Raw genomic sequence first — 25,690 nt, 5'->3', positions numbered from 1 at the left:
CACCAGAGTAACCAGAAAAAATTTCAGAGTACACCTGTACGCTAAAAAATTCTGTGTAGGGGTGTGACAACCCGCTAACGGCTCAATCTGTTACACTGGCGACTCATTTTGTCGATGAGTGCCGCACGCATGTTTTCACACCGCGATTTGTCCAACCTGAATGACCTTGAGATGCAGGTGTATCACTTCATCATCAAACATCGGGAAAGTGTCAGTTATATGACGATTCGCGAGCTGGCGGCACAGGCGTGCGTTTCCACCACGACCGTGCTGCGCTTTTGTCGCAAAATGCACTGTGAAGGCTGGTCGGAATTCCGCATCCGCTTCCGTCTGGCGCAAGAACAAGCGGCGCCGGTACTGATGCCGTCAGGGGTCGGTGAAATGCTGAGCTTCTTTAAAAGCATCCATAATGATGAATTTGAGCAGCAAATTGCTCAGGCTGCCCAGATGATAATGCAAGCTGAACATATTTTCTTTATTGGTGCCGGTACTTCAGGCAGCCTTGGGAAATATGGCGCGCGTTATTTTTCCAATATCGGTAAATTTAGCCATCATATTGACGACCCTTATTATCCCGTCAGTAAAAGCGCCTATGAAAATGCGCTGGCGATTATTTTATCGGTGTCCGGTGAAACCGAAGAGATACTGCGTTTCGCCAGCCAGTTTAGCCTGAATCACTGTAAAATCATCTCCATCACCAACCATGAAGGCTGCTCTTTGGCGAAAATGGCAGACTTCAATCTCTCTTATCACATGCCACAACTAAAGCTCGGTGATCGCCTGGATATCACCACCCAGGTGCCCGTTTTATATATTCTGGAAACGCTTGGTCGCTATATTTCCCGCGCAACTGCACTGTAAAACACCCTGTTTTTTCACTGTAACAAGTCACCTATTTCACCCGGTGTTATATCGTGACTTTAATAAGTGAGTTGTTACACTGCGGGCAGTTTACCATTCCGCAAACAGTGTCATGAGGTGCGCCGATGAATGAAGGATTGCAATTACCAACAGGGTTTCTTTGGGGCGGTGCCGTTGCCGCACATCAGGTTGAGGGCGGCTGGGACCAAGGTGGTAAAGGCGTCAGCATTGCCGATGTACTGACAGGGGGTGCTCACGGCGTGGATCGTGTGATCACTTCACACGTTGAGGCCGATAAATATTATCCTAACCATCAGGCTGTTGAGTTCTACTCGCACTACAAGCAAGACGTGGCGTTGTTTGCCGAGATGGGCTTCAAGTGTTTCCGCACCTCAATTGCCTGGACGCGCATCTTCCCTAATGGCGATGATCAGCACCCCAACGAAGCCGGCTTACAGTTTTATGATGACCTGTTTGATGAACTGCTAAAACACGGCATTGAGCCGGTGATCACCCTCTCCCACTTTGAAATGCCTTATCACCTGGTGAAAGAATACGGCGGCTGGGCCAATCGTAAAGTAGTCGATTTCTTTGTGCGGTTCAGCGAGGTCGTCATGACGCGCTACCAGCACAAAGTGAAATATTGGATGACCTTCAACGAAATCAATAACCAGCGTAACTGGCAATATCCACTGTTTGGCTACTGCTGCTCGGGCGTGGTATTTACCGAGCACGAGAAACCAGAACAGATGATGTATCAGGTCATGCACCATCAGTTTGTGGCTAGTGCCAAGGTGGTGAAGCGCGGTCACGAAATCAATCCTGATTTCCAGATTGGTTGCATGATTGCCATGGTGCCGGTCTATCCGTTCTCTTGCCATCCCGACGATGTGATGCTGGCACAGGAATCGATGCATCAACGCTATGTCTTCAGTGATGTCCAGATGCGGGGTGCCTATCCGGCTTACACGATCAAAGAGTGGGCGCGCAAAGGCTATCAAATTGAGATGCAGCCAGAAGATGCGGAAACGCTGCGTCAGGGCTGCTGTGACTACGTTGGCTTTAGCTATTACATGAGCAACGCGGTGAATACCCAAGCCAGCGGCGTGGATGATCCTATCACCGGCTTTGAAGGCGTGGTGCCGAATCCCCATGTGAAAGCCTCTGACTGGGGTTGGCAAATCGACCCTGTTGGCCTGCGCTATGTGTTGAACTCGCTATATGAGCGGTATCAGAAGCCACTGTTTATTGTTGAAAATGGCTTCGGTGCAATCGATAAGCCGAATGCAGAGGGATTCATTGAGGATGACTACCGCATTGATTATCTGCGATCGCATATTGAAGAGATGAAGAAAGCCGTAACGCTGGATGGCGTGGATTTGCTGGGTTATACCCCTTGGGGTTGCATCGACTGCGTGTCGTTTACAACCGGCCAATACAATAAACGCTATGGCTTTATTCACGTCGATAAAAACGATGACGGCAGTGGCAACTTTGCCCGTTCGAAGAAGAAGAGCTTTGCCTGGTATCAGCAGGTGATTGCGAGTAATGGCGCGGAGTTGTAATTCACAGCGATATCTTTGGCCAGGTCAGCATAAATGCTGCCCCTACGAGATTAACAAACGTTGTCGAGTTGGCAGCCATGCCGACCCGACGAGATTAACTAGCATTGTCAGGTCGGCAGCCATGCCGACCGGGTTTTAACGCCCGCCAGCCGCATCAATAAAGGTGCCAGTAACGTAAGAGGCGGCATCACTTGCCAGCCAGAGAATAGCCTCGGCAACTTCATTTGCCTGACCACCACGCCCCATTGGCAGCGAACTTGCCACGCGATCAACCCTTCCCGGCTCGCCGCCATCGGCATGCATTTCAGTGTAGATCAAACCGGGTCGCACACTGTTGACGCGAATCCCCTCGGTTGCCACCTCAAGTGACAGGCCTTTGGTCAAGGTATCCATCGCGCCTTTTGAAGCTGCATAATCAACATATTCATTCGGTGCACCAAGACGTGAGGCCGCCGAGGAAACATTGACGATAGCTCCGCCCTGTCCGCCATGCGCTGTGCTCATACGCTTTACTGCTTCACGACAGCAAATAAACGTGCCGAGAACATTCGTGGCAAACACGCGCTGTATACGCTCAGCGTCGAGATCTTCAACACGGCACTGAGTGAACAAAATCCCGGCATTATTCACCAACACTCGCAACGCGCCATCCTGTTCATCCAGCTGTTGGAACATGCGCACCACCTGAACTTCATCCGCAATATCTGCCTGCACGGCAAATGCACTGCCGCCCTGTGCTTCAATTTCAGTAACCACCTGCTGGGCTTCCGTCGCGCGTTTACGATAGTTTATCGCGACACGATAGCCCGCTTGTGCCAGCAGCAGAGCGGTCGCCCGTCCAATGCCACGGCTGCCGCCAGTCACTAAAGCCAGATCCATGTTGCCTCCAAAATAAAAAGGGCCGATTTCTCGGCCCTCAGGATAAGTCGACTGAAACTGTTTAGCCTACAGAATTTGCGTTGCAGCCAGGCAGTAAGCTCGTTGATCCACGCTGGCCGACATCAGTCAGTGACCGTGGTGAACGATTGTAGCCAACGCCGCTGCGAACTCATTTATGGCGGCTAAATTATTGATATTCGCTCATTGGAACACAGGAGCAGAACACGTTACGGTCACCGAAGACATCATCCAGACGCTTCACCGTTGGCCAATATTTGTTGGCGCTGCCAGCCGGGAACACCGCCAGTTCGCGAGTGTAGGGATGTGCCCAGTCACCGACAATTTCCATCTGCGTATGTGGCGCATTCACCAGCGGGTTGTCTTCAGCTGGCCATTCGCCATCAGCCACGCGGTCAATTTCCATACGGATTGAGAGCATTGCATCGATAAAGCGATCCAGCTCGATTTTGCTTTCTGATTCTGTTGGCTCAACCATCAGCGTGCCTGCAACCGGGAATGACATGGTGGGTGCATGGAAGCCGTAATCGATCAGACGCTTGGCAATATCCAACTCACTGATACCGGTTTGCTCTTTCAGCGGACGAATGTCGAGAATACATTCATGCGCCACACGACCATCACGCCCTGCATACAGAATCGGATAGGCAGATTGCAGACGGCTGGCAATATAATTGGCATTCAGAATCGCCACTGAACTTGCTTGCTTCAGGCCTTCCGCGCCCATCATACGGATATACATCCAGCTGATTGGCAGGATAGAAGCACTGCCAAACGGTGCCGCTGATACCGCACCCTGTTGAGTCAGCACGCCATCAATCTGCACTACGCTGTGACCCGGTACAAATGGAGCCAGATGCGCTTTCACACCGATTGGGCCCATGCCCGGACCGCCACCGCCGTGTGGGATACAGAAAGTTTTATGCAGGTTGAGGTGCGACACATCAGCGCCAATGTAACCCGGCGTGGTAATCCCCACCTGAGCATTCATGTTGGCTCCATCCAGGTAAACCTGGCCGCCATACTGATGCACGATCTGACACACTTCACGAATGGTTTCTTCGTAGACGCCATGCGTCGAAGGATAGGTCACCATGATGCAAGAAAGTTCATCACCGACCTGAGCGGCTTTTTCGCGCAGATCGCCCAAGTCGATGTTGCCTTGTTTGTCACAGGCCACCACCACCACTGCCATGCCCGCCATCTGTGCAGAGGCAGGGTTAGTACCGTGTGCAGAGCTTGGGATCAGGCAAACATTACGTCCACCTTCGTTACGGCTTTCATGATAGCGACGAATCGCCAGCAGACCGGCATATTCACCTTGCGCACCGGAGTTTGGCTGCATGCAAAGTGCATCGTAACCGGTGAGCTGTACCAGCCATTGCGAAAGCTGACCGATCATCTGCAGATAGCCAGAAGCCTGTTCTGCCGGGCAGAATGGGTGCAGCTCAGCAAATTCCGGCCAGGTGATAGGGATCATCTCCGCAGCGGCGTTGAGTTTCATGGTGCAAGAGCCTAACGGGATCATCGCCTGGTTCAGCGCCAGATCCTTTTTCTCAAGGCTGTGCATATAACGCATCATCTCGGTTTCGCTGTGGTGGCGATTGAATACCGGATGCGTCAGGAATTCACTGACACGCTGCATGCCAGCAGGAATCGCACTGTTCTCAGCGGCCACGCTGGCATCCAGTGCATCAATGTCTAGGCCATGAGCATCACCCAAAAGAATGGCAAACAGGGCCTGCACATCTTCACGCGTGGTGGTTTCATCCAACGTGATGCCTACGCCATTGAGCACGTCGCTACGCAGGTTAACGCCAAAACTCAGCGCACGATTAAGGATCTCGGCTTTATCAGCGACTTCCACCGTCAAGGTATCGAACCAGCTGTTATGACGCAGTTTCAAGCCACCATTTTGCAGGCCAGCAGCCAGAATGCTGGTCAAGCGATGGATGCGTGAGGCAATGCGGGTTAAGCCTTTTGGACCATGATAGACCGCATATAAACCGGCGATATTCGCCAGCAGCACCTGTGAAGTACAGATGTTGGAGTTCGCCTTCTCACGGCGAATGTGCTGCTCGCGAGTTTGCATCGCCATACGCAGTGCTGTATTGCCCGCGGCATCACGTGAAACACCAATAATACGGCCCGGCATCGAGCGTTTGTGCTCATCACGGCTGGCAAAGAAGGCCGCGTGTGGACCACCGTAGCCCATTGGCACACCGAAGCGTTGGGCAGAACCGAAGACGATATCCGCGCCCTGCTTGCCCGGCGCTTCTAACTGCACCAGCGCCATAAAATCAGCAGCCACACTGACCACGACTTTGCGGCTTTTCAGTTCGGTGATCAGTGAACGGTAGTCGTGAACTTCCCCGCTGGTCCCGACCTGCTGCAGCAGCACACCGAACAGATCGTCGTGATCCAGCGCCTTATCAGCACGATCGATGATCAGTTCAAAACCGAAGGTTTCAGCACGGGTACGCACGACGTCCAGCGTTTGAGGATGGATATCATCAGCAATAAAGAATTTGCCAGCGTTCTTTAGCTTGCTAACGCGCTTTGCCATCGCCATCGCTTCGGCAGCGGCTGTGGCTTCGTCCAGCAATGATGCAGAAGCAATATCCAAACCGGTTAAATCGAGTGTCAGCGTCTGGAAATTCAGCAGTGCCTCAAGTCGCCCTTGTGAGACTTCAGGCTGATAAGGGGTGTAAGCGGTGTACCAACCCGGATTTTCCAGCATGTTGCGCAAAATGACTGGCGGGGTGATCACCGCACTGTAGCCCATGCCGATCCAGGATTTATAACGCAGGTTCTGACTGGCAATGGCTTTCAGCTCTGCCAGCGCTTGTTGTTCGGTCGCGGCATCGCCAACTGCCGGTGGGCCTGGCAGTTGGATGTCGGCAGGGACGATGGCGCTAATCAACGATGCCAGCGAGCTGGCTCCAATCGCTTCCAACATCGTGGCTTGCTGCTCGGGGGTTGGACCGATGTGGCGCTCAATGAAAGCACCGTTGTGTTCAAGCTGGCTGAGAGTCTGGGTCATTTGCAGTAAATCCTGAATCGGGCTGGGTTACAAAAACGGCATAAAATCAGGCAGATAAAAAAGAAGGTGCCGATTATCAGCACCTCCTGTCACTACCGGTTACTCATCGATAGAAGCTTTATACGCAGCGGCATCCAGCATTTCATCAAGCTCTGACTCATCGCTGGCTTTGATACGGAAAAGCCAGCCGTCAGCGTAAGGTGCGCTGTTAACCAGCTCCGGTGAACCGTCTAACTCATCATTCACCGCGACGATTTCACCACTCAGTGGCGCATAGATATCAGAAGCCGCTTTGACGGATTCCGCAACCGCACAGTCATCACCGGCTGAAACAACCGCACCGACTTCTGGCAGGTCAACAAACACCATATCGCCCAGCAGTTCCTGAGCGTGTTCGGTGATCCCCACGGTAAAGGTGCCGTCGGCTTCTTTACGAACCCATTCGTGGCTATCGCGGTATTTCAATTCATTAGGCACATTGCTCATCGCCATTTCTCCTGAAAAAATTACTGAGCGACCGGCTTACCGGCGCGAACAAAAATCGGTTTAGTGACTTTCACCGGCATTTCACGATTGCGGATCTCTACAATCGCTTGCTCACCAATGCCCGCTGGCACACGTGCCAACGCGATGCTGCAACCCAGCGTCGGGGAGAAAGACCCACTGGTAATAATACCCTGCTGTAGCTGACCTTGTTCGTCAGTGAAACGCACCGGCAAGCCGTTACGCAGCACCCCTTTTTCGGTCATGATCAAACCCACCAGCTTTTCTGTGCCTTTGGCACGTTGCGCTTCTAACGCATCGCGGCCGATGAAATCGCGATCGGAAGGTTCCCAGCTGATGGTCCATCCCATATTGGCCGCCAGCGGTGAAACGCCTTCGTCCATCTCCTGACCATACAGATTCATGCCTGCTTCAAGACGCAGCGTATCGCGTGCGCCCAAACCCGCCGGTTTCACTCCAGCAGCCAGCAGTTTTTGCCAGAAATCAGCCGCTTCACTGTTGGGCATCGCGATTTCATAACCCGCTTCGCCGGTATAGCCCGTCGTGGCGATAAACAGATTTTCAGCCTGTACGCCAAAGAAAGGTTTCATACCCGCAACGGCTTCGCGTTGTGCCGCAGTGAAAAGCGTTTGTGCTTTTTGCTGTGCATGAGGGCCTTGCACCGCGATCAGCGCTAAATCGTCACGTTCAGTGAGTTCGACACCAAATGGCTGCGCATGCTGTTTAATCCAGGCTAAATCATTTTCACGCGTCGCGGAATTCACCACTAAGCGGAAAAAGTCTTCGCTCATAAAGTAAACAATCAAATCATCAATGACGCCAGCGGAGGCATTCAGCATGCCGGTGTAGAGGGCTTTGCCGGGTTGGGTCAGCTTAGCAACATCATTTGCCAGCAGATGGCGCAGGAATTCGCGGGTACGGGCACCGCGTAAATCGACGATGGTCATGTGTGAAACATCAAACATACCGGCATCGTTACGCACTGCGTGGTGCTCATCCATTTGCGAGCCGTAATGCAGTGGCATCATCCAGCCATGGAAGTCCACCATGCGAGCGCCGCATGCCTGATGCTGTTCGAATAGAGGCGTTTGCTGAGTCATAACCATCCTGTGAAAACAAGTGAGTGTGACGCGCCTGCGCCGCCTTTTCGGCTGACGCAAACGTTCTCTTTGTGCTGAAGTTACCACCGAATGCGGCGATTAACCATAAGGAAAACGAGGGCGAAACAGTACCATCATTCCCGCAGCCATCGAATATCACCCAGCACAATTCACTGCATTTTTGTGATTAACCACGCACAAAATACATTAACCATGCATTAACGCAGCCAAATAATGGAACCAGCGCCTCATCATGGGAAAATGGCTCGGCAAACAGACAAGATAGGCATTACTTAAAGTAATGCGAATTGACGGGTAAAATTAGAATAAATCAAACGAGGCGCATTTTGGGTGCAGGGTCGCACCAAGGTAGTGCAATCGCTAGATGAACGTCAGGAGAAGAAAGAAAAACGGCGCCAATCAGGCGCCGTAAGAGGAGGGTTAGCGAATCCAACTGGGCATATCATTCAGCCCCATCGCCTGCTTGAGCATCATTGGTTTGACGCCCGGCAAGGTGTCAGCCAGCTTCAGTCCCACGTCACGCAAGAGTTTTTTCGCTGGGTGCGTCCCAGCAAAAAGCTCGCGGAAACCCTGCATTCCTGCCAGCATCATCGCCGCACTGTGCTTACGGCTGCGCTCATAGCGACGCAAATAGAGATGCTGTCCAATATCCTTGCCGTCCTGATGTAAACGACGGATTTCACCAATCAGTTCTGCTGCATCCATAAAACCAAGGTTCACACCCTGCCCCGCCAGCGGGTGGATGGTATGTGCAGCATCGCCCACCAGCGCCAGACGGTGTGCAGCGAAATTACGTGCATAACGCGCCATCAGTGGAAAGGTCTTGCGCTCGCTTTCGACATGACACAAGCCCAAGCGCATATCAAACGCCACCGAGAGCTGCTGGTTAAACAGCGCTTCCGGCATCGATTGCACACGCGCAGCTTCCTGGGGTGACAGTGACCAGACAATGGAGCACAGATGCGGGTCCTGCATGGGTAAAAACGCCAGAATGCCGTCGCCATGGAACACCTGACGAGCAATAGCATCGTGCGGCATGTCGGTACGGATATTGGCCACCAGCGCGTGGTGATCGTAATCCCAGAAGGTAATGGGAATATCCGCTTTATCACGCAACCAGGAATTAGCACCATCAGCCGCAACCAGCAGACGCGCACTCATCATGCTGCCGTCTTGCAGCGTGATAAACGCCTCATTGTCGCCAAATGCCACCTGCTGTAACTGCGCCGGGGCAAATAGGGTGATATCGCTGCACTGACTGGCACGCTGCCACAATGCACTGTGAATCACCTCATTTTCAATGATATGGCCGAGATGTGACAGCCCCTGCTGCTCATCATCAAAACTGATCGAGCCAAAGCTGTCTTGATCCCACACTTCCATGCCGTGATAAGCACTGGCGCGCAATGCGAGGATGCCAGACCAGACATCTAATTTTTGCAGCAGGCGTTCGCTGGCAGCGTTAATCGCCGAGACGCGAATCGACGCTGCACTCGCGGGATCAAATTGTGGCTCAGGTGCTTTTTCCAACACGGCAACGCGCAAGCCGCTGCCCTGCAATCCGCAGGCGACGGCCAGACCTACCATGCCACCACCGGCGATGGCCACATCAAAAGTTTGCATTGCTGCCCCTTAATTCATGCTTAACGCTTGACCCAGCCGAGCGTACGCGCGGCAAGTGGGCTTCGCAGCCATGGCAGATGGTCCATTGCCACCAGCCCAAGATTTCTTCCCGCCACTAAAGGCGCATAACGGTTGGCAAACAGCCGTACTAATCCATCGGTCACGCCAATCGTCGCGGTGCGATCCGGTTGGCGACGTGCAGCAAAGTGATGCAACACGGCATAACTGCCCACATCTTGTTGTTGCCGATAGGCACCTGCCAGCGTTTCTGCCAGCGACATCACATCCCGCAGCCCGAGGTTGAAGCCCTGGCCAGCAATCGGATGCAGCGTCTGTGCCGCATTCCCCACCAGCGCCAAGCGATGTGCCACCTGACGTTCTGCTTGCTGCAGCGCCAGGGGATAAATTTCGCGTTGACCTGTGTGGGTAAAACGCCCCAGGCGCCAGCCAAATGCCTGCTGTAGCTGGTGCAGGAAGGTGGCGTCATCCCACTGTTTTAACGTCGCTTCTGCCTCAATGGGATGGCACCACACTAAGGACATACGATTATCTGACATCGGGAGCAGCGCCAGCGGGCCGTGCTCGGTAAAGCGCTCGTAGGCGCGGCCCTGATGCGGCAGTTGCGTGGTGACATTGGCGATAACCGCGAGCTGCTGATAATCGTCACGTTGCCAGGTCATCCCGCAGGATGCCGCTAACGGGGAGCGCGAACCATCCGCTGCCACCAACAATGCACCTTCAAGTTGTTCGCCACTGTTGAGCGTAACCTGCACAGATTCAGCGCTGCGCTCCACCGCCGTGACGTAATCAGGGCAACGCACCGTCACACCCGGCGCACTTTTCAGGCGCTGGAACAGACGCTGCCCCACATCGAACAGTTCAACGACGTGGCCCAGCGCCGGAAGCTGATAATCATCCGCCTGCAACTGCACAAAACCCGTGTGACCGCGATCAGAAACGTGGATGTCCGTGATGGGTGTCGCGCAATCGGCCAGCGATCGCCACAGGTCAATATCGGCCAACTGCTGGCAGGTACCTGCCGCTAGCGCGATGGCGCGTCCATCAAACCCTGGATGCGCACGACTGTCTGGCAGGCTGCGTTCAATCAGGGTGACGGGTAATTGGCCGCGCGTCAGATGCGAGATGGCCAATGCCAGCGTGGCGCCGGTCATACCCCCGCCTGCAATCAAAATGCTCATGCGTGGCGCGCCGCCGCCATCAATGCTTCAATGGCATCGGCATCTTTCACTACGCTGTCGGTCAGGTTCTCATTGCCATCAGCGGTGATCACAATGTCATCTTCAATGCGAATGCCGATGCCGCGATACTGCGGTGAGACTTTGGCATCCGGCGCAATGTACAGGCCCGGTTCAATGGTCAGCACCATGCCAGGTTCGAGAATGCGGTCGCGGCTTGGTGTGCCGTAGTGGCCGACGTCATGCACATCCAGCCCCAGCCAATGGCTCAAACCATGCATGAAGAATGGACGGTGCGCCTGCTGTTCGAACAGCGTGTCGATATTGCCTTCGAGGATACCGAGATCAACCAGGCCGGTGATCATGATGTGCACCACTTCATCATTGACGTCGTGGATGCTGATGCCTGGACGGAACATCGACAGCGCTTTGTACAGCGAGGCCAGCACGATGTCGTAAATCTCGCGCTGTGGCTGAGTGAACTTACCATTTACGGGGAAGGTGCGGGTGATGTCCCCTGCATATCCGTGGAACTCACAGCCCGCGTCAATCAGCACCAAATCGCCATCGCGCATTTCACTTTCGTTTTCGGTGTAATGCAGAATGCAGCCGTTTTCACCCGATCCCACAATGGTGTTGTAAGAGGGGAAACGCGCACCGCGGCGATTGAATTCATGATGAATTTCGCCTTCCAGTTGATACTCGAACATTCCCGGACGACAGCTTTGCATCGCGCGGGTGTGCGCCAGCGCACTGATTTGACCCGCGCGGCGCAGGATTTCAATCTCCGCTTCGCTTTTAAACAGGCGCATATCGTGTACCCACGGTCGCCAGTCGGTGACCGTTGCTGGCGCGCTCAGGTTTTGACGGAATCCACGGCGCAGTTTTTCCAGTGCGCTAAAGACCAGGCTATCGGCCTCCGCATATTCACCTTGGGCGTGATACACCACATCCAAGCCGTTAAGCAGCTGATGCAGTTGATCACCGATATCGTCCCAAGGCAAAGCGCGATCGACCCCCAGCTTCGCCGGTGCGGCATCTTGTCCGAGACGACGACCAAACCAGATTTCGGCTGTCAGATCGCGTACACGATTAAACAGCACGCTGTGGTTATGCTTGTCATCGCTTTTGATCAACACCAACAACGCTTGCGGCTCATTGAATCCGGTGAAGTACCAGAAATCACTGTTTTGGCGGAAGTTGTATTCGGTATCGTTGCTGCGCGTCACTTCAGGTGCTGCGAAAATCAAAGCGGCGCTGCCAGGTGCCATACGGGCAATCAGCGCCTGACGACGTTGCTGGAAAGTTTCCAGTGTAATCATGTTTGCACTCCCTGTTGAAACGGGCACCCGCGCCCGCAATGACACACTTAGTGTAACGTAGGCTTTTTCACTTCTGGTGCGGTTGGCGTGTGCTGTCGAGTGAAGGTGTCGTGACACAGCAAAGCCGCAACACGCACGTATTCGATCACCTCTTCCAGCGACTGCTCCAGTTCTTCCTGATCTTCGTCCTCGTCATAACCGAGTTGCGCGATGGTACGCAGATCGTCAATCGCTTCGCCGGTTTCGCCGGTCACTTTATCCAGCTTCGGCTGCGTCACACCCAGACCAAGCAAGAAGTGATTAACCCAACCCGCCAGTGCATCTGCACGATCAAAGACGGTGATGTCGTCTTCTTCTGGCAGCATCAATTGAAACAGGAAACCTTCCTCTTCCAGCGTGCTGGTCAGGCTGTCGTGCAGTGCTTGCAACGGCTGTGACAGGCTTTGTGAAAACGCCATGCCTTCGTTGGTGAGGTCATGAACCAGCGTTTTCCAACTGGTATCCTGATTGCCGCCACACAGAATGCCGCTCAGCAGTCCGTGCATCTCAGCAGGTGTCATGCCTACGCCCTGCTGTGAGAGCGCTGAGGCAAGTGCGTTGTAAGTAGGCGTTTCGTTCTGTAAAGACATAAGCTTTGGTCGTCGTTGGCAGAATAAGTTCGTGTTATGCTACCACCAGGTGCCTCAAGGTTTCCAGAAAAGGGGTTGTAACTTATATCGCGGCTCTATATAGTTGCGCACCTCCCAACCCATTGACAGGTAAGGGAGATGCGAACAGAGTAATCAGTCAGGATGGTGGCATGTCTGCACAACCGGTAGATATTCAAATTTTTGGTCGTTCATTGAGAGTAAATTGTCCGCCTGAACAGCAAGATGCGCTGAATCTGGCTGCAGAGGATCTCAATCAACGGTTGCAAGATTTAAAAGTTCGCACTAGAGTCACCAATACAGAGCAACTGGTGTTCATCGCCGCCTTAAACATCTGCCACGAGTTGGCACAGGAAAAAGGCAAAACGCGCGATTATGCAGCAAACATGGAACAACGTATCCGCATGCTGCAACAGACCATTGAACAAGCATTAGTTGAGCAAGGTCGCATAACTGATCGCCAGGGCCCTAAATTCGAATAACACTTCATGGTACTCGTGCTAGAGTGACGGTGAAGTCAATTTTCTCTGAGATGTTTGCAAGCGGGCCAGTCCCCTGAGCCGATATTTCATACCAACAGAATGTGACGCTCCGCAACCTGTGAGCAAGCTCGGCCCGTCCGAGAAGCCTGATGGTTGCGACGGCATGTTCACCTTGAACCAAGGGTTCAAGGGTTACAGCCTGCGGCGGCATCTCGGAGATCTCTTCTTAGCATTATCCCCCGGTTATCATATAGTGGCTGAAACAGCCGACTAAACCGGGGATATCATGTCAGAACCTTCCCTTCTCGATCGTCAAGACATCCGTCAGCATGTACGCCATCTGCGGCGACATCTCACGCCTGAGCAACAGGAACAAGCTGCCGACCTGCTGGCCGAACACGCCATTAACTTTGCTCCCTTGGCCAATGCACATCGCGTTGCGCTGTTTTTATCGGTTGATGGCGAAATCAATACGCGCCCGCTGATTGCCAAACTGTGGCAGCAGAAGAAACAGGTTTACCTGCCGGTGTTACACCCCTTTGCGCCTGGCAACCTGTTATTTATTCGCTATACCCCCGAGACGCCGCTCAGCCCAAATAAACTGCGCATCCCTGAGCCGCCGTTAGATATCACGCAGCTGGCAACACTTGACCAGTTAGATGTCATGCTTGTGCCGTTAGTGGCGTTTGACCATCAAGGACAGCGATTGGGTATGGGAGGCGGGTTTTACGATCGCACACTACAAAACTGGCAGCAGCACGGCTTTTTACCGATGGGGATTGCACATGATTGCCAGCGCGTGGCGTCACTGCCGGTGGCAGCATGGGATGTGCCTTTGCCGGCTATTCTGACGCCGTCAAAATTGTGGCAATGGGATAATACGTAGCAGCGCAATTCATGGCAGTGGGGAATACGTAGCAGCGCAATGTATTCCAGAGAGATAATGCGTAGCGGCGCAATGCATTCATTGCGCATCTTGCAGCAAACTCAGAGCTTCAAGCCTGCGCAATAAATCACGTCGCTACGTTTGTTTTGAGCACCAGCAGCGCACCAAGGTGCGCTACCAGATTGATATCAGTACAGCAGACGGGCGCGAATGGTGCCCGGAATTGCTTTCATCAGCTGCAGCGCTTTTTCCGCGACATCTTCTTCTGCATCAATATCAATAACCACATAACCCATCAGCGGAGAGGTTTGCAGATACTGGGCAGCAATGTTGATGCCCTGCTCAGCAAAGATCTGGTTGATAGCAGTCAGCACGCCAGGGCGGTTTTCATGGATGTGCAGCAAGCGGCTGGCGCTGGCGGCATGCATCGGCAGGGAAACCTCAGGGAAGTTAACTGCAGACAGCGTAGAACCGTTGTCAGAGTATTTCGCTAACTTGCCTGCCACTTCAGTACCGATGTTCTCCTGCGCTTCCTGAGTCGAACCACCAATGTGTGGCGTCAGGATCACGTTGTCGAACTCACACAGCGGTGAATTGAACGGGTCGCTGTTGGTTGCAGGTTCCACTGGGAACACGTCAATAGCCGCGCCTGCCAGATGTTTGTTTGCCAGCGCATTGCACAGTGCTGGGATATCAATCACGGTCCCGCGCGCAGCGTTGATCAGCAATGCACCTGGCTTCATCAGCGCCAGCTCTTCAGCACCGATCATGTTCTGTGTCGTGTGGTTTTCTGGCACATGCAGGCTGACCACATCGCTCATGTTCAGCAAGTCAGACAGATGGCGCACTTGGGTCGCGTTGCCCAAGGGTAATTTGGTTTCGATATCGTAGAAGAACACATGCATGCCCAGGCTTTCCGCCAGCACACCCAACTGCATCCCAATATGACCGTAACCAATAATACCCAGTTTCTTGCCACGCGCTTCATAGGAACCCGTAGCCAGTTTATTCCAGATACCGCGGTGCGCTTTGGCGTTAGCTTCAGGAATGCCACGCAGCATCAGCAGCATTTCACCAATCACCAGCTCAGCGACTGAACGAGTGTTGGAGAATGGCGCGTTAAACACTGGCACGCCGCGTTTAGCCGCTGCGGCCAAGTCAACCTGATTGGTGCCGATACAGAAGCAACCCACAGCCACCAGCTTTTCAGCTGCCGCAAAAATCTCTTCGGTCAGTTGGGTACGGGAACGGATACCAATGAAGTGCGCATCGCGGATGGAGGACTTCAGCGACTCCGCATCCAGTGCCCCTTTATGGAATTCGATGTTGGTGTAACCCGCAGCACGCAGATTATCCAGTGCACTCTGGTGAACGCCTTCCACCAGCAGGAACTTAATCTTGTCTTTTTCCAGTGATACCTTTGCCATTTCCCGACCCTATTCTGAATTCAATGAGGACTACCATAAGCTAGCCTTCTGCCAAAATATCAAAAATTTCGTGCGCGGCAATACAAACGATTGCCTACCTGCCAGCATGCGCCCACGCGTAGGCAGCACAATGCCGTACAAAATCGTGACATGCGTGTGCAGCGAAGTACGAACCCGCGCTTGATGAATCTTTTGTGACATAAGTCACCAAATTTCACCCTGGCGAGAAAAGATGTTTTGCAGATGGAAATAACCGGCGCAGACATCGCGCCGGATAGATCAATTTGTGATGGTTTTCACGCCATCAGCGGTGCCAATCAGTGCTACGTCGGCTCCGCGCGCGGCAAACAGACCCACGGTCACCACGCCCGGCAGCGCATTGATGGTTTTTTCCAGCGCGATCGGATCAAGAATTCGCAGATTATGCACGTCGAGAATAATGTTGCCGTTATCCGTCAGCACGTTCTGACGATATTCTGGCAAGCCGCCCAGCTTAACCAATTCACGCGCCACAAATGAACGCGCCATCGGGATCACCTCAACCGGCAACGGGAAATTGCCCAGTACATCGACCTCTTTTGAGGCATCAACGATACAGACGAATTTCTTTGCCACCGCAGCGACAATCTTTTCACGCGTCAGTGCTGCACCGCCGCCCTTGATCATCTGCATATGTGGATTGATTTCATCCGCGCCATCGACATAAACCGACAACTCATCGACCTCGTTGAGATCAAAGACGTGAATGCCCAAGGCTTTCAGCTTTTCTGTGGAGGCGACAGAGCTGGAAACCGCGCCTTCAATTTGATCCTTCATGGTGCCAAGCGCATCAATAAAATGCGCAGCAGTAGAACCGGTGCCAACGCCGACAATCGTGCCTGGCTCAACGTACTGCAACGCTGCCCAACCTACTGCTTTTTTCAGTTCATCCTGGGTCATGATATGTTTAAAACCTGTGCGACATCGAAGTGCGCGTAGTATAAAACAAGGCGTCGTAAAATTGCGCGGCTGTTGAAGCAACGATTTAATCCTTTGGAATCCAGCCCGCAAAAAACCAGCGCAGCACACCATTACCGTTTTGTGGCATAGTAGTTTCCATCCTGAACGAGAGAGAACAACAATGAAACGCCCGGATTATCGAACGCTTCAGGCGCTGGATGCTGTGATTCGTGAGCGCGGCTTTGAACGCGCAGCCCAAAAACTCTGTATCACACAGTCTGCGGTGTCACAGCGCATTAAACAGCTGGAAAATCTATTTGGTCAGCCGCTGCTGGTGCGCACAGTGCCGCCGCGTCCGACAGAGCAAGGACAAAAACTGCTGGCGCTGTTGCATCAGGTTGAGCTGCTGGAAGAGGAGTGGCTGGGCGATGACAACAGCGGCGGCACACCACTGTTGCTGTCGCTGGCGGTCAACGCCGACAGTCTGGCAACCTGGTTACTGCCCGCGCTGAAGGATGTGTTGGCCGATTCGCCGGTGCGTCTGAACCTGCAAGTAGAAGATGAAACCCGTACGCAAGAAAGACTGCGCCGTGGTGAAGTGGTAGGTGCGGTGAGTATCCAGCCTCAGCCGCTACCCAGCTGCCTGGTCGATCAGTTAGGCGCGCTGGATTACCTGTTCTGTGCTTCACCCGAGTTTGCCGCACGTTACTTCCCGAACGGCGTGACGCGTTCCGCGCTGTTAAAAGCCCCGGCGGTAGCGTTTGACCATCTTGATGATATGCATCAGGCGTTTTTACAGCAGAACTTTGACCTGTCACCAGGCAGCGTGCCATGCCACATCGTGAACTCGTCGGAAGCCTTCGTGCAGCTGGCACGTCAGGGTTCGGTGTGCTGTATGATCCCGCACCTGCAGATTGAGCGCGAGCTGGCGCAAGGTGAGATTGTTGATCTGACGCCGGGCTTGTATCAGCGCCGCATGCTGTACTGGCACCGATTCGCGCCAGAGAGCCGCTTAATGCGTAGCGTGACAGATGCGTTGATTGCGCATGGTCACCGCGTGTTGCGTCAGGATGATATGACCGCGTAAACCTGGTCGCCCCAAGATATAAATCAGGCGCGTTGGTAATCGTTATAGATGGCATAGTTGAGGAGACTCACTATGCCCTGCACTTAGAGCGTTACCCTAATTGCCTTGTTCTCAATTCCCATTACGTATTTCCTTAATTCAATAAATCGATTTCCCTGCCTCCAACCTGATCAATCACGATTGCTCCACTTGCTGAAATTAGAGCATCGGTGAATCCTCAGCGGAATATTAGTCACAGGCCCCAAAACCAAGATTTAACTTGTATTGCTCCATGTAACGTTGGGGTATATTTCAAAAAGAAGAAGCGTTGAAACGTTGGGACTACTACGGGAAAATTGGCTCATTCAAAGTCAGAGACTTCAAACCCCTGCTCTTTCCCGATCCAGAAAAATTTCCTAATGCTCGTCCGCGAGCAGGCATTCTTCCCCCCTTCATGTTAAGTATTATCCCGTACAATGATTTTCTGTCTGGCAACGTTATTCTCCCGCAGCGGGATAAAACCTTTGTTGTCTTGGGTTCCAAAAATGGAAGGATGGGGTTGTGAAAATGAAGCCTGTTGTTTTAATCATCGTGGCAATAGTACTGATCTCCGCCACTGTGGCTTGGCCCTATCTAAAAATGGAATTGGCCAGTAGCGCCTATTACAGCCAAAGCGATACAAGAGAGTATGAGTACTACACACCAGAATTATTGAAAAAGATGCCACGCATTTCACCAAGTTTCACTTTTCAATACATGAGCAATCATGATTCACGAAATGCTCTTTATGGTATTCGTTTTGAAGGAACCACCGAAACTGATGAAGTTAAAACTTATCTTAAATCCTCTGGATATGAGCCGCAGGCAGCATGTGATACCTCCGCGGAGTGCTGGCACAAAGAAAGGTCAAACGAAGTCGTTTCGCTATATTCGTCTTCAACACCTGATTATGTTGTCGTTCAGTTCTCAACTCATTAAAGCTCAGAAAAAATATCTTAAGTTTAATAAAATTTAAATCCGTTCAAGGCTTCAAAGAGCAGGCCTGCTCCAACATAAGCGGTGTAAACCAGGTCGCCACGAATGGCGACTTGGTATTTTATCGCCTGCGTATTTCCACTTCAGGCATTACTGCGCGGTATTCGGCTTGATATCGAACACCACATCCACCTGATCGTCGAAGTGAATGCTCTGCTGCTCGTAAGTCTGCTGCGCGGTGGTATCCGCTGGTGCGGCAGCCGCTTTGTACATGCGCGCCATTGGCATCGGCTGGTAGTTGGCAACGTGATAACGGATGCTGTAAACAGAGCCTAACTTGGCGTTAAAGCCTTCGGCCAAGGCATTGGCCTGCTGGGTTGCATTGGCAATCGCCGCTTTACGCGCCTGATCTTTATAAGCCTCTGCATTCGCCACGCCCAATTCCACTGAACGGATCTCATTCAGACCGGACTTCAATGCGCCATCCAGCAGCTCGTTGAGTTTGTCCAACTGACGCAGGGTAACCTGTACCTGACGCACCGCACGATACCCCTTCAGCACAGATTTGCCTTCTTTGGTGTAGTCATATTCCGGCTGCGTGCTCAGGTTTGCCGCATCAATATCTTTCTTCTCGATACCATTTTTTTGCAGGAAATCGAAATATTGCGCCACGCGATCGTCAGCTTGTTTTTTTGCTTCTGCCGCGTCTTTCGACGAAACATTCACCACGATAGAGAGCGTCGCGAGATCGGGACGGGCATCAACACTTGCCTGTCCTGAGGTCACCACATGTGGGCCATTCGGGACTTCACCCGCGTGTACCATACCCGACAGAGTGCCGGTGCTCATTACGGCGGCTAGCGCCAGTGCTTTCAGTTTCACGAAAGTCCTCCTTGAAGGTTCAATTTGCAGGTCGCCACTATGGCTAAACCTAAAACACATTACTATGCGTGATGGTCTGAGTTTGAAATCACAAGAAAGTTCGGATCCGGTACTGTTTTAACGTATCCGCGATCGCAAAACTATGCTTACAGATTCGCTGAATGAACGCATCAGTGTTTCTATTAAAGAAACAATTCTAGCCTCTGGGAGAGTTGTATCATGACAGAACAGCCACTTAGCCAAGCGGTGACCGGTGTGCGTGCCGGACGCACGCGATTCTTAATGCTCGGATTGGTGTTTATCAACATCATCATCAACTATATGGATCGCACGAATCTGTCGGTGGCCGCCACGCAAATGGCCGGCGAACTGCGCTTCACGCCAATGGAGATGGGGTTGATCTTCTCCGCATTTGGCTGGATCTACGCGGCACTTCAGATTCCCGGCGGCTTTTTGATTGACCGCCTCGGCGCACGCCTGGTGTATGGCGTAGGGCTGTTCGCCTGGTCACTGATTACCGCGCTGCATGCGCTGGCCAATAGCTTTGGCGCATTATTTGGCTTGCGGCTCGGCGTCGGTGCCTTTGAAGCCCCGGTCATGCCCTCGAACAATCGCGTCATCTCCAGCTGGTTCCCCGAGCAGGAACGCGCCAGTGCGATTGGTATCTACTCTTCCGCCCAGTTCGTTGGCCTCGCCTGTATGACGCCGCTGCTGTTCCACGTGCAGGATGCCTTTGGCTGGCGCGGATTGTTCCTTATTACCGGCGTGGCGGGCATGATTTGGGCGCTGGTGTGGTATCTGCTGTACCGCGAGCCACATGAACATAAAGGCGTATCAGAAGCGGAGTTGAAATACCTGCGCAGCAACGGAGCATTGCTGGAGAGCCGTCAACCATCACAACAACCCACAACCCGCTGGCGCGATCTGGCGCAGATGTTCCGCAGCCGCAAGCTGGTCGGCATTTATATCGGCCAGTTCACGATCTCCGCCACCTTCTGGTTTTTCCTCACCTGGTTTCCTACTTACCTGGTGGAATATCGCCATATGGATTTCATCAAAAGCGGCTATGTGGCCTCGGTGCCCTACTTCGCCGCGTTTTGCGGGGTGCTGCTGGCGGGATTTGCATCGGATCGCATGATAAGGCGCGGCGTGTCTGCCAGCGTCGCACGTAAATTACCGGTGATCCTCGGCCTGTTCTTGACGCTGTTTATTCTCGGGGCCAACTACACCGACGATTCCACGCTCATCATCCTGTTTATGTCGCTGGCTTTCTTTGGTAACGGGCTGGCAACCATTACCTGGGTGTTTGTCACCGCGCTGGCACCTCGCCATCTGATTGGCCTGGCGGGAGGCGTGTTCAATTTTACTGGCGCGCTCTCCTCCATCGTGGTGCCGATTGCGATCGGTGCCTTGATCGATGGCGGCAATTTTGCTCCCGCGCTCGGCTTTATCGCGGTACTGGCGGCTATCGGCATCTGTAGCTATCTGTTTGTGGTCGGGAAGATTGATCATGTCAGCGCGCGCTGATCAACACCTGCGCCAGCGCTTGCAGCTGTTGCAGACGCTGCTGCAAATGCGCCTCATCTGTCTGCCAGATTTTGGCGAAAGCAAGCGCCGCGCGGTTGTTATTGATCGGTTGTGCCATGCTCACTTCACCGTCATCACGATGCCACATCAGGTAACTCCCCTGACGTTTACGGGCCAACAGCGGGGAGATTTGCGCCCACTGTTCGTCATTGAAACGCGGGCGCAGTACCTCATCACTCTCCGCCGCCAGCAGCGAGACGCCAATCACCGACTGCCAGGCAGGCAACATGCGGAATCCCGCCAGTGCCTGGCTGGTGCTGGTCCGTTCGCCTGGCTCGGAGTGCCAGATATAGATCACCTGATCTTCCCACAGCACGCCCAAGGCTACGACGATATCGCGCGGTGCATGCGCTTCCAGCTGTGGCAATGCCTGAGCAAACAACGACGATCCACGAATCGCCTGTGCCGCCAGCGCATGAATGCCAGGGCCGGGCAAATAGCGCCGATGCTCATCCTGAACCGTCAGGCCAATCGCCGCCATGGTCATCAGCAGGCGGTTAACGCGTGTGCTGTTCATTCCCATCTGTCGCGCCAGTTCACGGCAGCCCACGGCTTTATCGCTGGAAACCAGATACTGCAAGCAGCGAATCCCATCAATCAGGCTTTGATTGGGTTGAGAAGACATAGTTCACCCTTTGGCGCTCAAAACACCAATCTTAGCTGTAGCATGACAGGAAGCAAATGATGCAGACCTTCTCTTCGCAAAATGCGCGTCACTTTCCACAGCAACAACTTACCGCTGATTTAGTGGTCGCGGGCGGTGGTTTAGCAGGCGTGTGCGCTGCGCTTGCTGCCGCACGTGATGGGCTTCAGGTGGTGCTGATTCAGGATCGTCCGGTGTTAGGGGGCAATGCCTCTAGCGAAGTGCGTTTGTGGGCCAATGGTGCGACCTCGCACATGGGCAATAACAATCGCTGGGCGCGTGAAGGCGGCATCATGGGCGAAATCATGGAGGAGAACCTGTGGCGTAACAAAGAAGGTAATCCAGTGCTGTTCGATATGGTGCTGCTGGATCTCGTGCAGGCTCAGCGCGGTATCACGCTGCTGCTCAACACTGTGGTCAGTGATATCACGAAAGATGGCCGCCGCTTACAAGCCGTGCAGGCCTTTAACGCCATCAACCAGACAGGCTATCAGGTTCAGGCCAGCCAGTTTATTGATGCCAGCGGCGATGGCGTGCTGGGTTACCTGGCTGGCGCAGCCCATCGCGTAGGCGCTGAATCGGTTGAGGAGTTAGGCGAAAAAATGGCGCCAGGTGAACATTTTGGCCACAAACTCGGCCACTCGATTTACTTCTATACCAAACGCACTTCGCAGCCAGTACGCTTTGTTCCGCCCACTTTTGCGCTTAAAGAGATCACCGCCATTCCGCGCTACAAACGTTTGACCTCCGATCTCAACGGCTGCGATCTGTGGTGGCTGGAATGGGGGGGACGACTCGATACGGTGCATGAGAGCGAAACCATCAAGTGGGAGCTGTGGAAAATCGTCTGGGGAGTGTGGGACTACATCAAAAACTCCGGCGAATTTCCCGACGCCGACACGCTGACCATCGAGTGGGTTGGATTGATTCCCGGCAAACGCGAAAGTCGTCGTTTCCTTGGCGACACCCTGCTCTGCCAGCAGGACATCATCGAACAGCGAGATCATTACGATGCGGTGGCTTACGGTGGCTGGTCAATCGATCTGCATCCCGCCGATGGCGTTTACAGCGAGCACGATGGCTGCCGCCAGTTTCACAGTAAAGGCACCTACACCATTCCGTTCCGCGCGCTGTACAGCCAGTCACTGGATAATCTGCTGCTCACCGGTCGTCTGATCTCAGCAACCCACGTTGCTTTTGGTAGCGCACGGGTGATGTGCACCTGCGGCGTATTGGGAGAAGTGGTAGGACGCGCAGCGGCGATCTGTCATCAACAACAGATCACACCCGTGCAGTTAGCCCAGCCAGATAGCGTGACACAGTTACAGCAACACTTGCTGCGCGAGGGTGCCTACATTCCGCGTCAACTGTTGTTGAATCCTGTCAGCGGTGCGCGAGTGGCGGTGAGTAGCACCTTGCAGCTTCACGCTCTGCCCGCTGATGCAGGCTGGCAGCCCTTGCAGTCACGTTGCGCCCTGCTTCTGCCGCTGAAAGCAGGAGAGCGCCTGCCGGCCATTCAGGTACAACTGCGTGCTGCACAGACGCAGACATTGCAGATCGCGTTACTCACCAGCGACAACCCCGCCAATACCTGCGGCGACTGCCTGCTCGCCAGCCAGAGCGTCAGAGTGAACGGTCAGGACAGTTATCGCCTCAGTTTCGATTACCAGGCGGATTGCGATCGCTATCTGTTTATCGCCTTTGAGGAGAATCCAGCGATTGAGGTGGCCCTCACTCAGCAGCGCTTGCCGGGGGTCATGATGGTGTTTAACAGCCTCAACCCGCGCGTCGCCAAACGTACTCGCCAGGTGAATGATGGCGATTACGGTGTGGATGAGTTTGATTTCTGGCTGCCGCGCCGCGCGCCACATCAGATTCTGCTGGCCTTCGCACTCGAAGCGCCGCTGAAGCTCTGGCATAGCGACTATCTGCTTAACGGCAAACTGCGGCCAGAACAGCACACCAACTGTTGGGTTCCCGCGCCGGATGATGCGCAGCCCACTGTCATCTGGCGATGGGATGAAGTGCAGCACGCCCGCCACATCACGCTGCTGTTTGATAATGACTTCGACCATGCGATGGAGACGGTGCAGATGGGCCACGCACAAGCGGTCACGCCACACTGCACCACACATTATCGCCTCTGGTTGGATGACGATTTACTGGTTGAAGTTGAAGATAACCATCACTCGCTCTGCCATCACGCCGTACCGCAGGGGGTGAGTTTCCGACAGATTCGTTTAGAGCTGCTGGCCAGTGCGGGCGCGCTGCCCGCACTGTACGGCTTACATCTGCATCAGAACGCCGCGATGCCCTGACGCGCCAGCTGAATGGCGATAAACCACATCACGCCGCCCACCAGCAGGTTAATGATGCGCTGGGCACGCACGGTGCGCAGGCGTGGTGAAAGCCAGGCCGCCAACAGCGCCAGGCCAAAGAACCAGATAATTGAAGCACTCACCGTGCCCAACGCGAACCATTGACGCGCTTCGGTAGAAGGAAGCTGACTGCCGAGGCTACCCAGTACCACAAAGGTATCAAGATAGACGTGCGGATTGAGCCAGGTCACCGCTACGATGGTGGCAACGATGCGCCAGCGACCCTGCTTCAGCGCGGCTTCCGTCGCTAACGTCACATCGCCCTGCCATGCGCTGCGCAATGCGCCCCAGCCGTACCACAGCAGAAACGCCACGCCTGCCCAGGTAATCAGCATCAGCAGAATCGGGGATTGATTCAGCAGCGCACTACCGCCAAAAATACCGCCGCAAATCAGCACGATATCGCTCAGCGTGCATAACCCAGCGGTCATTAAATGATAATGGCGTTTAATTCCTTGGTTCATCACGAACGCATTTTGCGGGCCCAATGGCAGAATGAGTGCTGCCCCAAGAGCAAGCCCTTGTAAATAAACAGATAACACGATGGTAGTCCTGAGTAACGAGGTAATGCGATGGAGTATAGTGACGCGAGGATATTAGTGGAAATTGAAAGATTTAATCGGGTATTAGAGAAAATAATAAGGTGGTTATCTTTGGTAGGGTGCGCATCAGATGCGCACCGCCACTCTTTGATTACTCAGCGCGCTCAGGCTGCTGTTCGTTCTTCACCTGATGCAGATGCACGTCCATCTGCGGATAAGGGATGCCGATACCGTTCGCGTCCAGCGTACGCTTGAAGTTCTTCATCAGATCCCAGTAGACGTTTTGCAGGTCACTGCTCTTGCTCCAGCAACGCACCACAAAGTTGAGTGAAGACGCAGCCAGCTCGTTCAGGCCGATCTGAATGCCCATCTCTTTCAGCACACGCTCATCGGCTTCAACCACTTCCTGGAACAGCGCGATAACCTGATCAACATCCGCGTCGTAGGCCACACCGATAATGAATTCATTACGGCGAATCGGCTCACGGGAATAGTTCACGATATTACCCGCAATGATTTTACCGTTCGGCACTACCACGATTTTGCCGTCAGCACTTTTCATGGTGGTAGAGAAGATCTGCACGTTCTGAACCGTCCCCATCACGCCACCAAGATCAACGAACTCGCCAGTCTTGAAGGGACGGAAGGTCACCAGCAGCACACCCGCCGCGAGGTTGGACAGAGAGCCTTGCAGTGCCAGACCCACGGCCAAACCCGCAGCACCCAGCACGGCGATCACCGAGGCGGTTTGTACGCCAACACGACCCAGCGCGGCAATCAGGGTGAAGGCGATAATGCCGTAGCGCACCAGGGCAGAGAGGAAGTCTGCAACGGTAGCGTCGATATGACGCGCCTGCAGCACGCGATTTATCGCATTGGAGATGATACGCGCAATGAACATACCAATAATGATGGTGATAATCGCCGCAACGATATTCACCGCATAGCTCAAGATCAATGCCTGATTACGTACCAGCCAGCCGCCAGCGTTGTTAATGCCGTCAACGACATTTAAGTCTTCCATTTGTTAGCCCTGTTGTTGAGTTTCCCGCAGGAAAATGCAAAAACGGCCAGATTAACTCCGGCACTCCCGTGTACAAGGGT

22 protein-coding genes, 1 other RNA gene and 1 pseudogene are annotated in these 25,690 nt (G+C 53.6%); 10 read left to right on the top strand and 14 right to left on the bottom strand.

Going from position 1 to position 25,690, the window contains the following annotated elements; translation table 11 throughout:
- Window positions 1-129: 129 nt before the first annotated feature.
- The gene (locus F3J38_RS24015; protein WP_167142989.1) at window positions 130-861 is read left to right on the top strand and encodes a MurR/RpiR family transcriptional regulator; all 732 of its coding nucleotides are present in this window, start codon (window positions 130-132) and stop codon (window positions 859-861) included.
- 125 nt (window positions 862-986) lie between these two features.
- Entirely contained in the window at window positions 987-2,426 is a 1,440-nt protein-coding gene (locus F3J38_RS24010) for a 6-phospho-beta-glucosidase (protein ID WP_167142986.1), read from the top strand.
- 135 nt (window positions 2,427-2,561) lie between these two features.
- On the opposite strand, the gene F3J38_RS24005 is transcribed toward F3J38_RS24010, so the two are convergent.
- From F3J38_RS24005 to F3J38_RS23970, 8 genes are all read right to left on the bottom strand, one after another.
- On the bottom strand, window positions 2,562-3,305 hold the full coding sequence (locus F3J38_RS24005) for an SDR family oxidoreductase (protein ID WP_167142984.1): 744 nt from the start codon (window positions 3,303-3,305) through the stop codon (window positions 2,562-2,564).
- Between the two features lie 187 nt (window positions 3,306-3,492).
- Window positions 3,493-6,366 (bottom strand): aminomethyl-transferring glycine dehydrogenase, encoded by a 2,874-nt coding sequence (gene gcvP, locus F3J38_RS24000; RefSeq protein WP_167142981.1) that lies wholly within the window; start codon window positions 6,364-6,366, stop codon window positions 3,493-3,495.
- A gap of 99 nt (window positions 6,367-6,465) precedes the next feature.
- Window positions 6,466-6,852, bottom strand: a complete 387-nt coding sequence (gcvH, locus tag F3J38_RS23995) for a glycine cleavage system protein GcvH (RefSeq protein WP_167142978.1) — start codon at window positions 6,850-6,852, stop codon at window positions 6,466-6,468.
- A 20-nt stretch (window positions 6,853-6,872) separates the two neighbouring features.
- Window positions 6,873-7,970, bottom strand: a complete 1,098-nt coding sequence (gene gcvT, locus F3J38_RS23990; protein WP_167142975.1) for a glycine cleavage system aminomethyltransferase GcvT — start codon at window positions 7,968-7,970, stop codon at window positions 6,873-6,875.
- 441 nt (window positions 7,971-8,411) lie between these two features.
- Window positions 8,412-9,614: an FAD-dependent 2-octaprenylphenol hydroxylase gene (gene ubiI, locus F3J38_RS23985; protein ID WP_167142972.1), complete on the bottom strand. Its 1,203-nt coding sequence runs from the start codon at window positions 9,612-9,614 to the stop codon at window positions 8,412-8,414.
- A gap of 20 nt (window positions 9,615-9,634) precedes the next feature.
- Window positions 9,635-10,813, bottom strand: coding sequence for a 2-octaprenyl-6-methoxyphenyl hydroxylase (gene ubiH / locus F3J38_RS23980; protein WP_167142970.1), 1,179 nt, complete (start codon window positions 10,811-10,813; stop codon window positions 9,635-9,637).
- On the bottom strand, window positions 10,810-12,132 hold the full coding sequence (pepP, locus tag F3J38_RS23975) for a Xaa-Pro aminopeptidase (RefSeq protein WP_205298390.1): 1,323 nt from the start codon (window positions 12,130-12,132) through the stop codon (window positions 10,810-10,812). Before pepP ends, ubiH begins: the two co-directional genes overlap by 4 nt.
- A 47-nt stretch (window positions 12,133-12,179) precedes the next feature.
- On the bottom strand, window positions 12,180-12,761 hold the full coding sequence (locus tag F3J38_RS23970) for a YecA/YgfB family protein (protein WP_167142967.1): 582 nt from the start codon (window positions 12,759-12,761) through the stop codon (window positions 12,180-12,182).
- Between the two features lie 170 nt (window positions 12,762-12,931).
- Here F3J38_RS23970 and zapA point away from each other — a divergent pair, with 170 nt between their 5' ends.
- The 3 genes from zapA to F3J38_RS23955 all read left to right on the top strand — a co-directional run bounded on the left by zapA (window position 12,932) and on the right by F3J38_RS23955 (window position 14,147).
- Window positions 12,932-13,261, top strand: a complete 330-nt coding sequence (gene zapA / locus F3J38_RS23965) for a cell division protein ZapA (protein ID WP_034823204.1) — start codon at window positions 12,932-12,934, stop codon at window positions 13,259-13,261.
- Between the two features lie 39 nt (window positions 13,262-13,300).
- Window positions 13,301-13,484, top strand: a non-coding RNA gene (ssrS, locus tag F3J38_RS23960) — 6S RNA.
- A 63-nt stretch (window positions 13,485-13,547) separates the two neighbouring features.
- Window positions 13,548-14,147: a 5-formyltetrahydrofolate cyclo-ligase gene (locus F3J38_RS23955; RefSeq protein ID WP_167142964.1), complete on the top strand. Its 600-nt coding sequence runs from the start codon at window positions 13,548-13,550 to the stop codon at window positions 14,145-14,147.
- Window positions 14,148-14,335: 188 nt separating this feature from the next.
- Here the strand turns inward: F3J38_RS23955 and serA are convergent, their stop codons facing one another.
- Together serA and rpiA are read right to left on the bottom strand one after the other, a co-directional pair.
- Window positions 14,336-15,574: a phosphoglycerate dehydrogenase gene (serA, locus tag F3J38_RS23950; protein ID WP_167142962.1), complete on the bottom strand. Its 1,239-nt coding sequence runs from the start codon at window positions 15,572-15,574 to the stop codon at window positions 14,336-14,338.
- A 279-nt stretch (window positions 15,575-15,853) separates the two neighbouring features.
- Window positions 15,854-16,513 (bottom strand): ribose-5-phosphate isomerase RpiA, encoded by a 660-nt coding sequence (rpiA, locus tag F3J38_RS23945; protein ID WP_167142959.1) that lies wholly within the window; start codon window positions 16,511-16,513, stop codon window positions 15,854-15,856.
- Between the two features lie 181 nt (window positions 16,514-16,694).
- Between rpiA and F3J38_RS23940 the strand changes: the two genes are divergently transcribed.
- The 3 genes and pseudogenes from F3J38_RS23940 (at window position 16,695) to F3J38_RS23930 (ending at window position 18,557) form a co-directional block, all read left to right on the top strand.
- Window positions 16,695-17,600: a LysR family transcriptional regulator ArgP gene (locus tag F3J38_RS23940; RefSeq protein ID WP_167142956.1), complete on the top strand. Its 906-nt coding sequence runs from the start codon at window positions 16,695-16,697 to the stop codon at window positions 17,598-17,600.
- A gap of 295 nt (window positions 17,601-17,895) precedes the next feature.
- A pseudogene (locus F3J38_RS23935) lies at window positions 17,896-18,144 on the top strand (hypothetical protein); the annotation flags it as partial.
- Window positions 18,141-18,557, top strand: coding sequence for a hypothetical protein (locus F3J38_RS23930; protein WP_370661738.1), 417 nt, complete (start codon window positions 18,141-18,143; stop codon window positions 18,555-18,557). The pseudogene F3J38_RS23935 and the gene F3J38_RS23930, both read left to right, overlap by 4 nt.
- 147 nt (window positions 18,558-18,704) lie before the next feature.
- On the opposite strand, the gene F3J38_RS23925 is transcribed toward F3J38_RS23930, so the two are convergent.
- Complete coding sequence (locus F3J38_RS23925; protein ID WP_167142953.1) at window positions 18,705-19,436, bottom strand: oxidative stress defense protein; 732 nt, start codon at window positions 19,434-19,436, stop codon at window positions 18,705-18,707.
- Window positions 19,437-19,655: 219 nt separating this feature from the next.
- Between F3J38_RS23925 and F3J38_RS23920 the strand changes: the two genes are divergently transcribed.
- Window positions 19,656-20,963, top strand: coding sequence for an MFS transporter (locus tag F3J38_RS23920; protein WP_167142950.1), 1,308 nt, complete (start codon window positions 19,656-19,658; stop codon window positions 20,961-20,963).
- Here F3J38_RS23920 and F3J38_RS23915 read toward each other — a convergent pair.
- Window positions 20,950-21,648, bottom strand: a complete 699-nt coding sequence (locus tag F3J38_RS23915; RefSeq protein WP_167142947.1) for an IclR family transcriptional regulator — start codon at window positions 21,646-21,648, stop codon at window positions 20,950-20,952. The genes F3J38_RS23920 and F3J38_RS23915 overlap by 14 nt on opposite strands.
- A gap of 59 nt (window positions 21,649-21,707) precedes the next feature.
- Here F3J38_RS23915 and F3J38_RS23910 point away from each other — a divergent pair, with 59 nt between their 5' ends.
- Window positions 21,708-23,984, top strand: coding sequence for an FAD-dependent oxidoreductase (locus tag F3J38_RS23910; protein ID WP_370661740.1), 2,277 nt, complete (start codon window positions 21,708-21,710; stop codon window positions 23,982-23,984).
- Here the strand turns inward: F3J38_RS23910 and argO are convergent.
- A complete protein-coding gene (gene argO / locus F3J38_RS23905) occupies window positions 23,963-24,586 on the bottom strand; it encodes an arginine exporter ArgO (protein ID WP_045814675.1) in 624 nt (207 codons plus the stop codon). The two genes, F3J38_RS23910 and argO, sit on opposite strands and share 22 nt — an antisense overlap.
- Before the next feature lie 151 nt (window positions 24,587-24,737).
- Window positions 24,738-25,610, bottom strand: a complete 873-nt coding sequence (gene mscS / locus F3J38_RS23900; RefSeq protein WP_167142941.1) for a small-conductance mechanosensitive channel MscS — start codon at window positions 25,608-25,610, stop codon at window positions 24,738-24,740.
- Window positions 25,611-25,690 lie beyond the last annotated feature (80 nt).

The sequence above is a fragment of the Candidatus Pantoea formicae genome, assembly GCF_011752625.1.
Classification (GTDB): domain Bacteria; phylum Pseudomonadota; class Gammaproteobacteria; order Enterobacterales; family Enterobacteriaceae; genus Pantoea; species Pantoea formicae.
Note: the sequence above shows the minus strand (reverse complement) of the source record. Positions and strands in the feature narration are given on the sequence as shown.

What these genes read in the sequence shown, in the direction of transcription:
- gcvH (WP_167142978.1), bottom strand. Translation starts at nt 6,852, where the DNA reads ATGAGCAATGTGCCTAATGAATTGAAATACCGCGATAGCCACGAATGG.
- F3J38_RS23920 (WP_167142950.1), top strand. Translation starts at nt 19,656, where the DNA reads ATGACAGAACAGCCACTTAGCCAAGCGGTGACCGGTGTGCGTGCCGGA.
- gcvT (WP_167142975.1), bottom strand. Translation starts at nt 7,970, where the DNA reads ATGACTCAGCAAACGCCTCTATTCGAACAGCATCAGGCATGCGGCGCT.
- F3J38_RS24010 (WP_167142986.1), top strand. Translation starts at nt 987, where the DNA reads ATGAATGAAGGATTGCAATTACCAACAGGGTTTCTTTGGGGCGGTGCC.
- serA (WP_167142962.1), bottom strand. Translation starts at nt 15,574, where the DNA reads ATGGCAAAGGTATCACTGGAAAAAGACAAGATTAAGTTCCTGCTGGTG.
- pepP (WP_205298390.1), bottom strand. Translation starts at nt 12,132, where the DNA reads ATGATTACACTGGAAACTTTCCAGCAACGTCGTCAGGCGCTGATTGCC.
- rpiA (WP_167142959.1), bottom strand. Translation starts at nt 16,513, where the DNA reads ATGACCCAGGATGAACTGAAAAAAGCAGTAGGTTGGGCAGCGTTGCAG.
- F3J38_RS23955 (WP_167142964.1), top strand. Translation starts at nt 13,548, where the DNA reads ATGTCAGAACCTTCCCTTCTCGATCGTCAAGACATCCGTCAGCATGTA.
- zapA (WP_034823204.1), top strand. Translation starts at nt 12,932, where the DNA reads ATGTCTGCACAACCGGTAGATATTCAAATTTTTGGTCGTTCATTGAGA.
- gcvP (WP_167142981.1), bottom strand. Translation starts at nt 6,366, where the DNA reads ATGACCCAGACTCTCAGCCAGCTTGAACACAACGGTGCTTTCATTGAG.
- F3J38_RS24015 (WP_167142989.1), top strand. Translation starts at nt 130, where the DNA reads ATGTTTTCACACCGCGATTTGTCCAACCTGAATGACCTTGAGATGCAG.
- mscS (WP_167142941.1), bottom strand. Translation starts at nt 25,610, where the DNA reads ATGGAAGACTTAAATGTCGTTGACGGCATTAACAACGCTGGCGGCTGG.
- F3J38_RS24005 (WP_167142984.1), bottom strand. Translation starts at nt 3,305, where the DNA reads ATGGATCTGGCTTTAGTGACTGGCGGCAGCCGTGGCATTGGACGGGCG.
- F3J38_RS23910 (WP_370661740.1), top strand. Translation starts at nt 21,708, where the DNA reads ATGCAGACCTTCTCTTCGCAAAATGCGCGTCACTTTCCACAGCAACAA.
- F3J38_RS23915 (WP_167142947.1), bottom strand. Translation starts at nt 21,648, where the DNA reads ATGTCTTCTCAACCCAATCAAAGCCTGATTGATGGGATTCGCTGCTTG.
- ubiI (WP_167142972.1), bottom strand. Translation starts at nt 9,614, where the DNA reads ATGCAAACTTTTGATGTGGCCATCGCCGGTGGTGGCATGGTAGGTCTG.
- ubiH (WP_167142970.1), bottom strand. Translation starts at nt 10,813, where the DNA reads ATGAGCATTTTGATTGCAGGCGGGGGTATGACCGGCGCCACGCTGGCA.
- F3J38_RS23940 (WP_167142956.1), top strand. Translation starts at nt 16,695, where the DNA reads ATGAAACGCCCGGATTATCGAACGCTTCAGGCGCTGGATGCTGTGATT.
- F3J38_RS23970 (WP_167142967.1), bottom strand. Translation starts at nt 12,761, where the DNA reads ATGTCTTTACAGAACGAAACGCCTACTTACAACGCACTTGCCTCAGCG.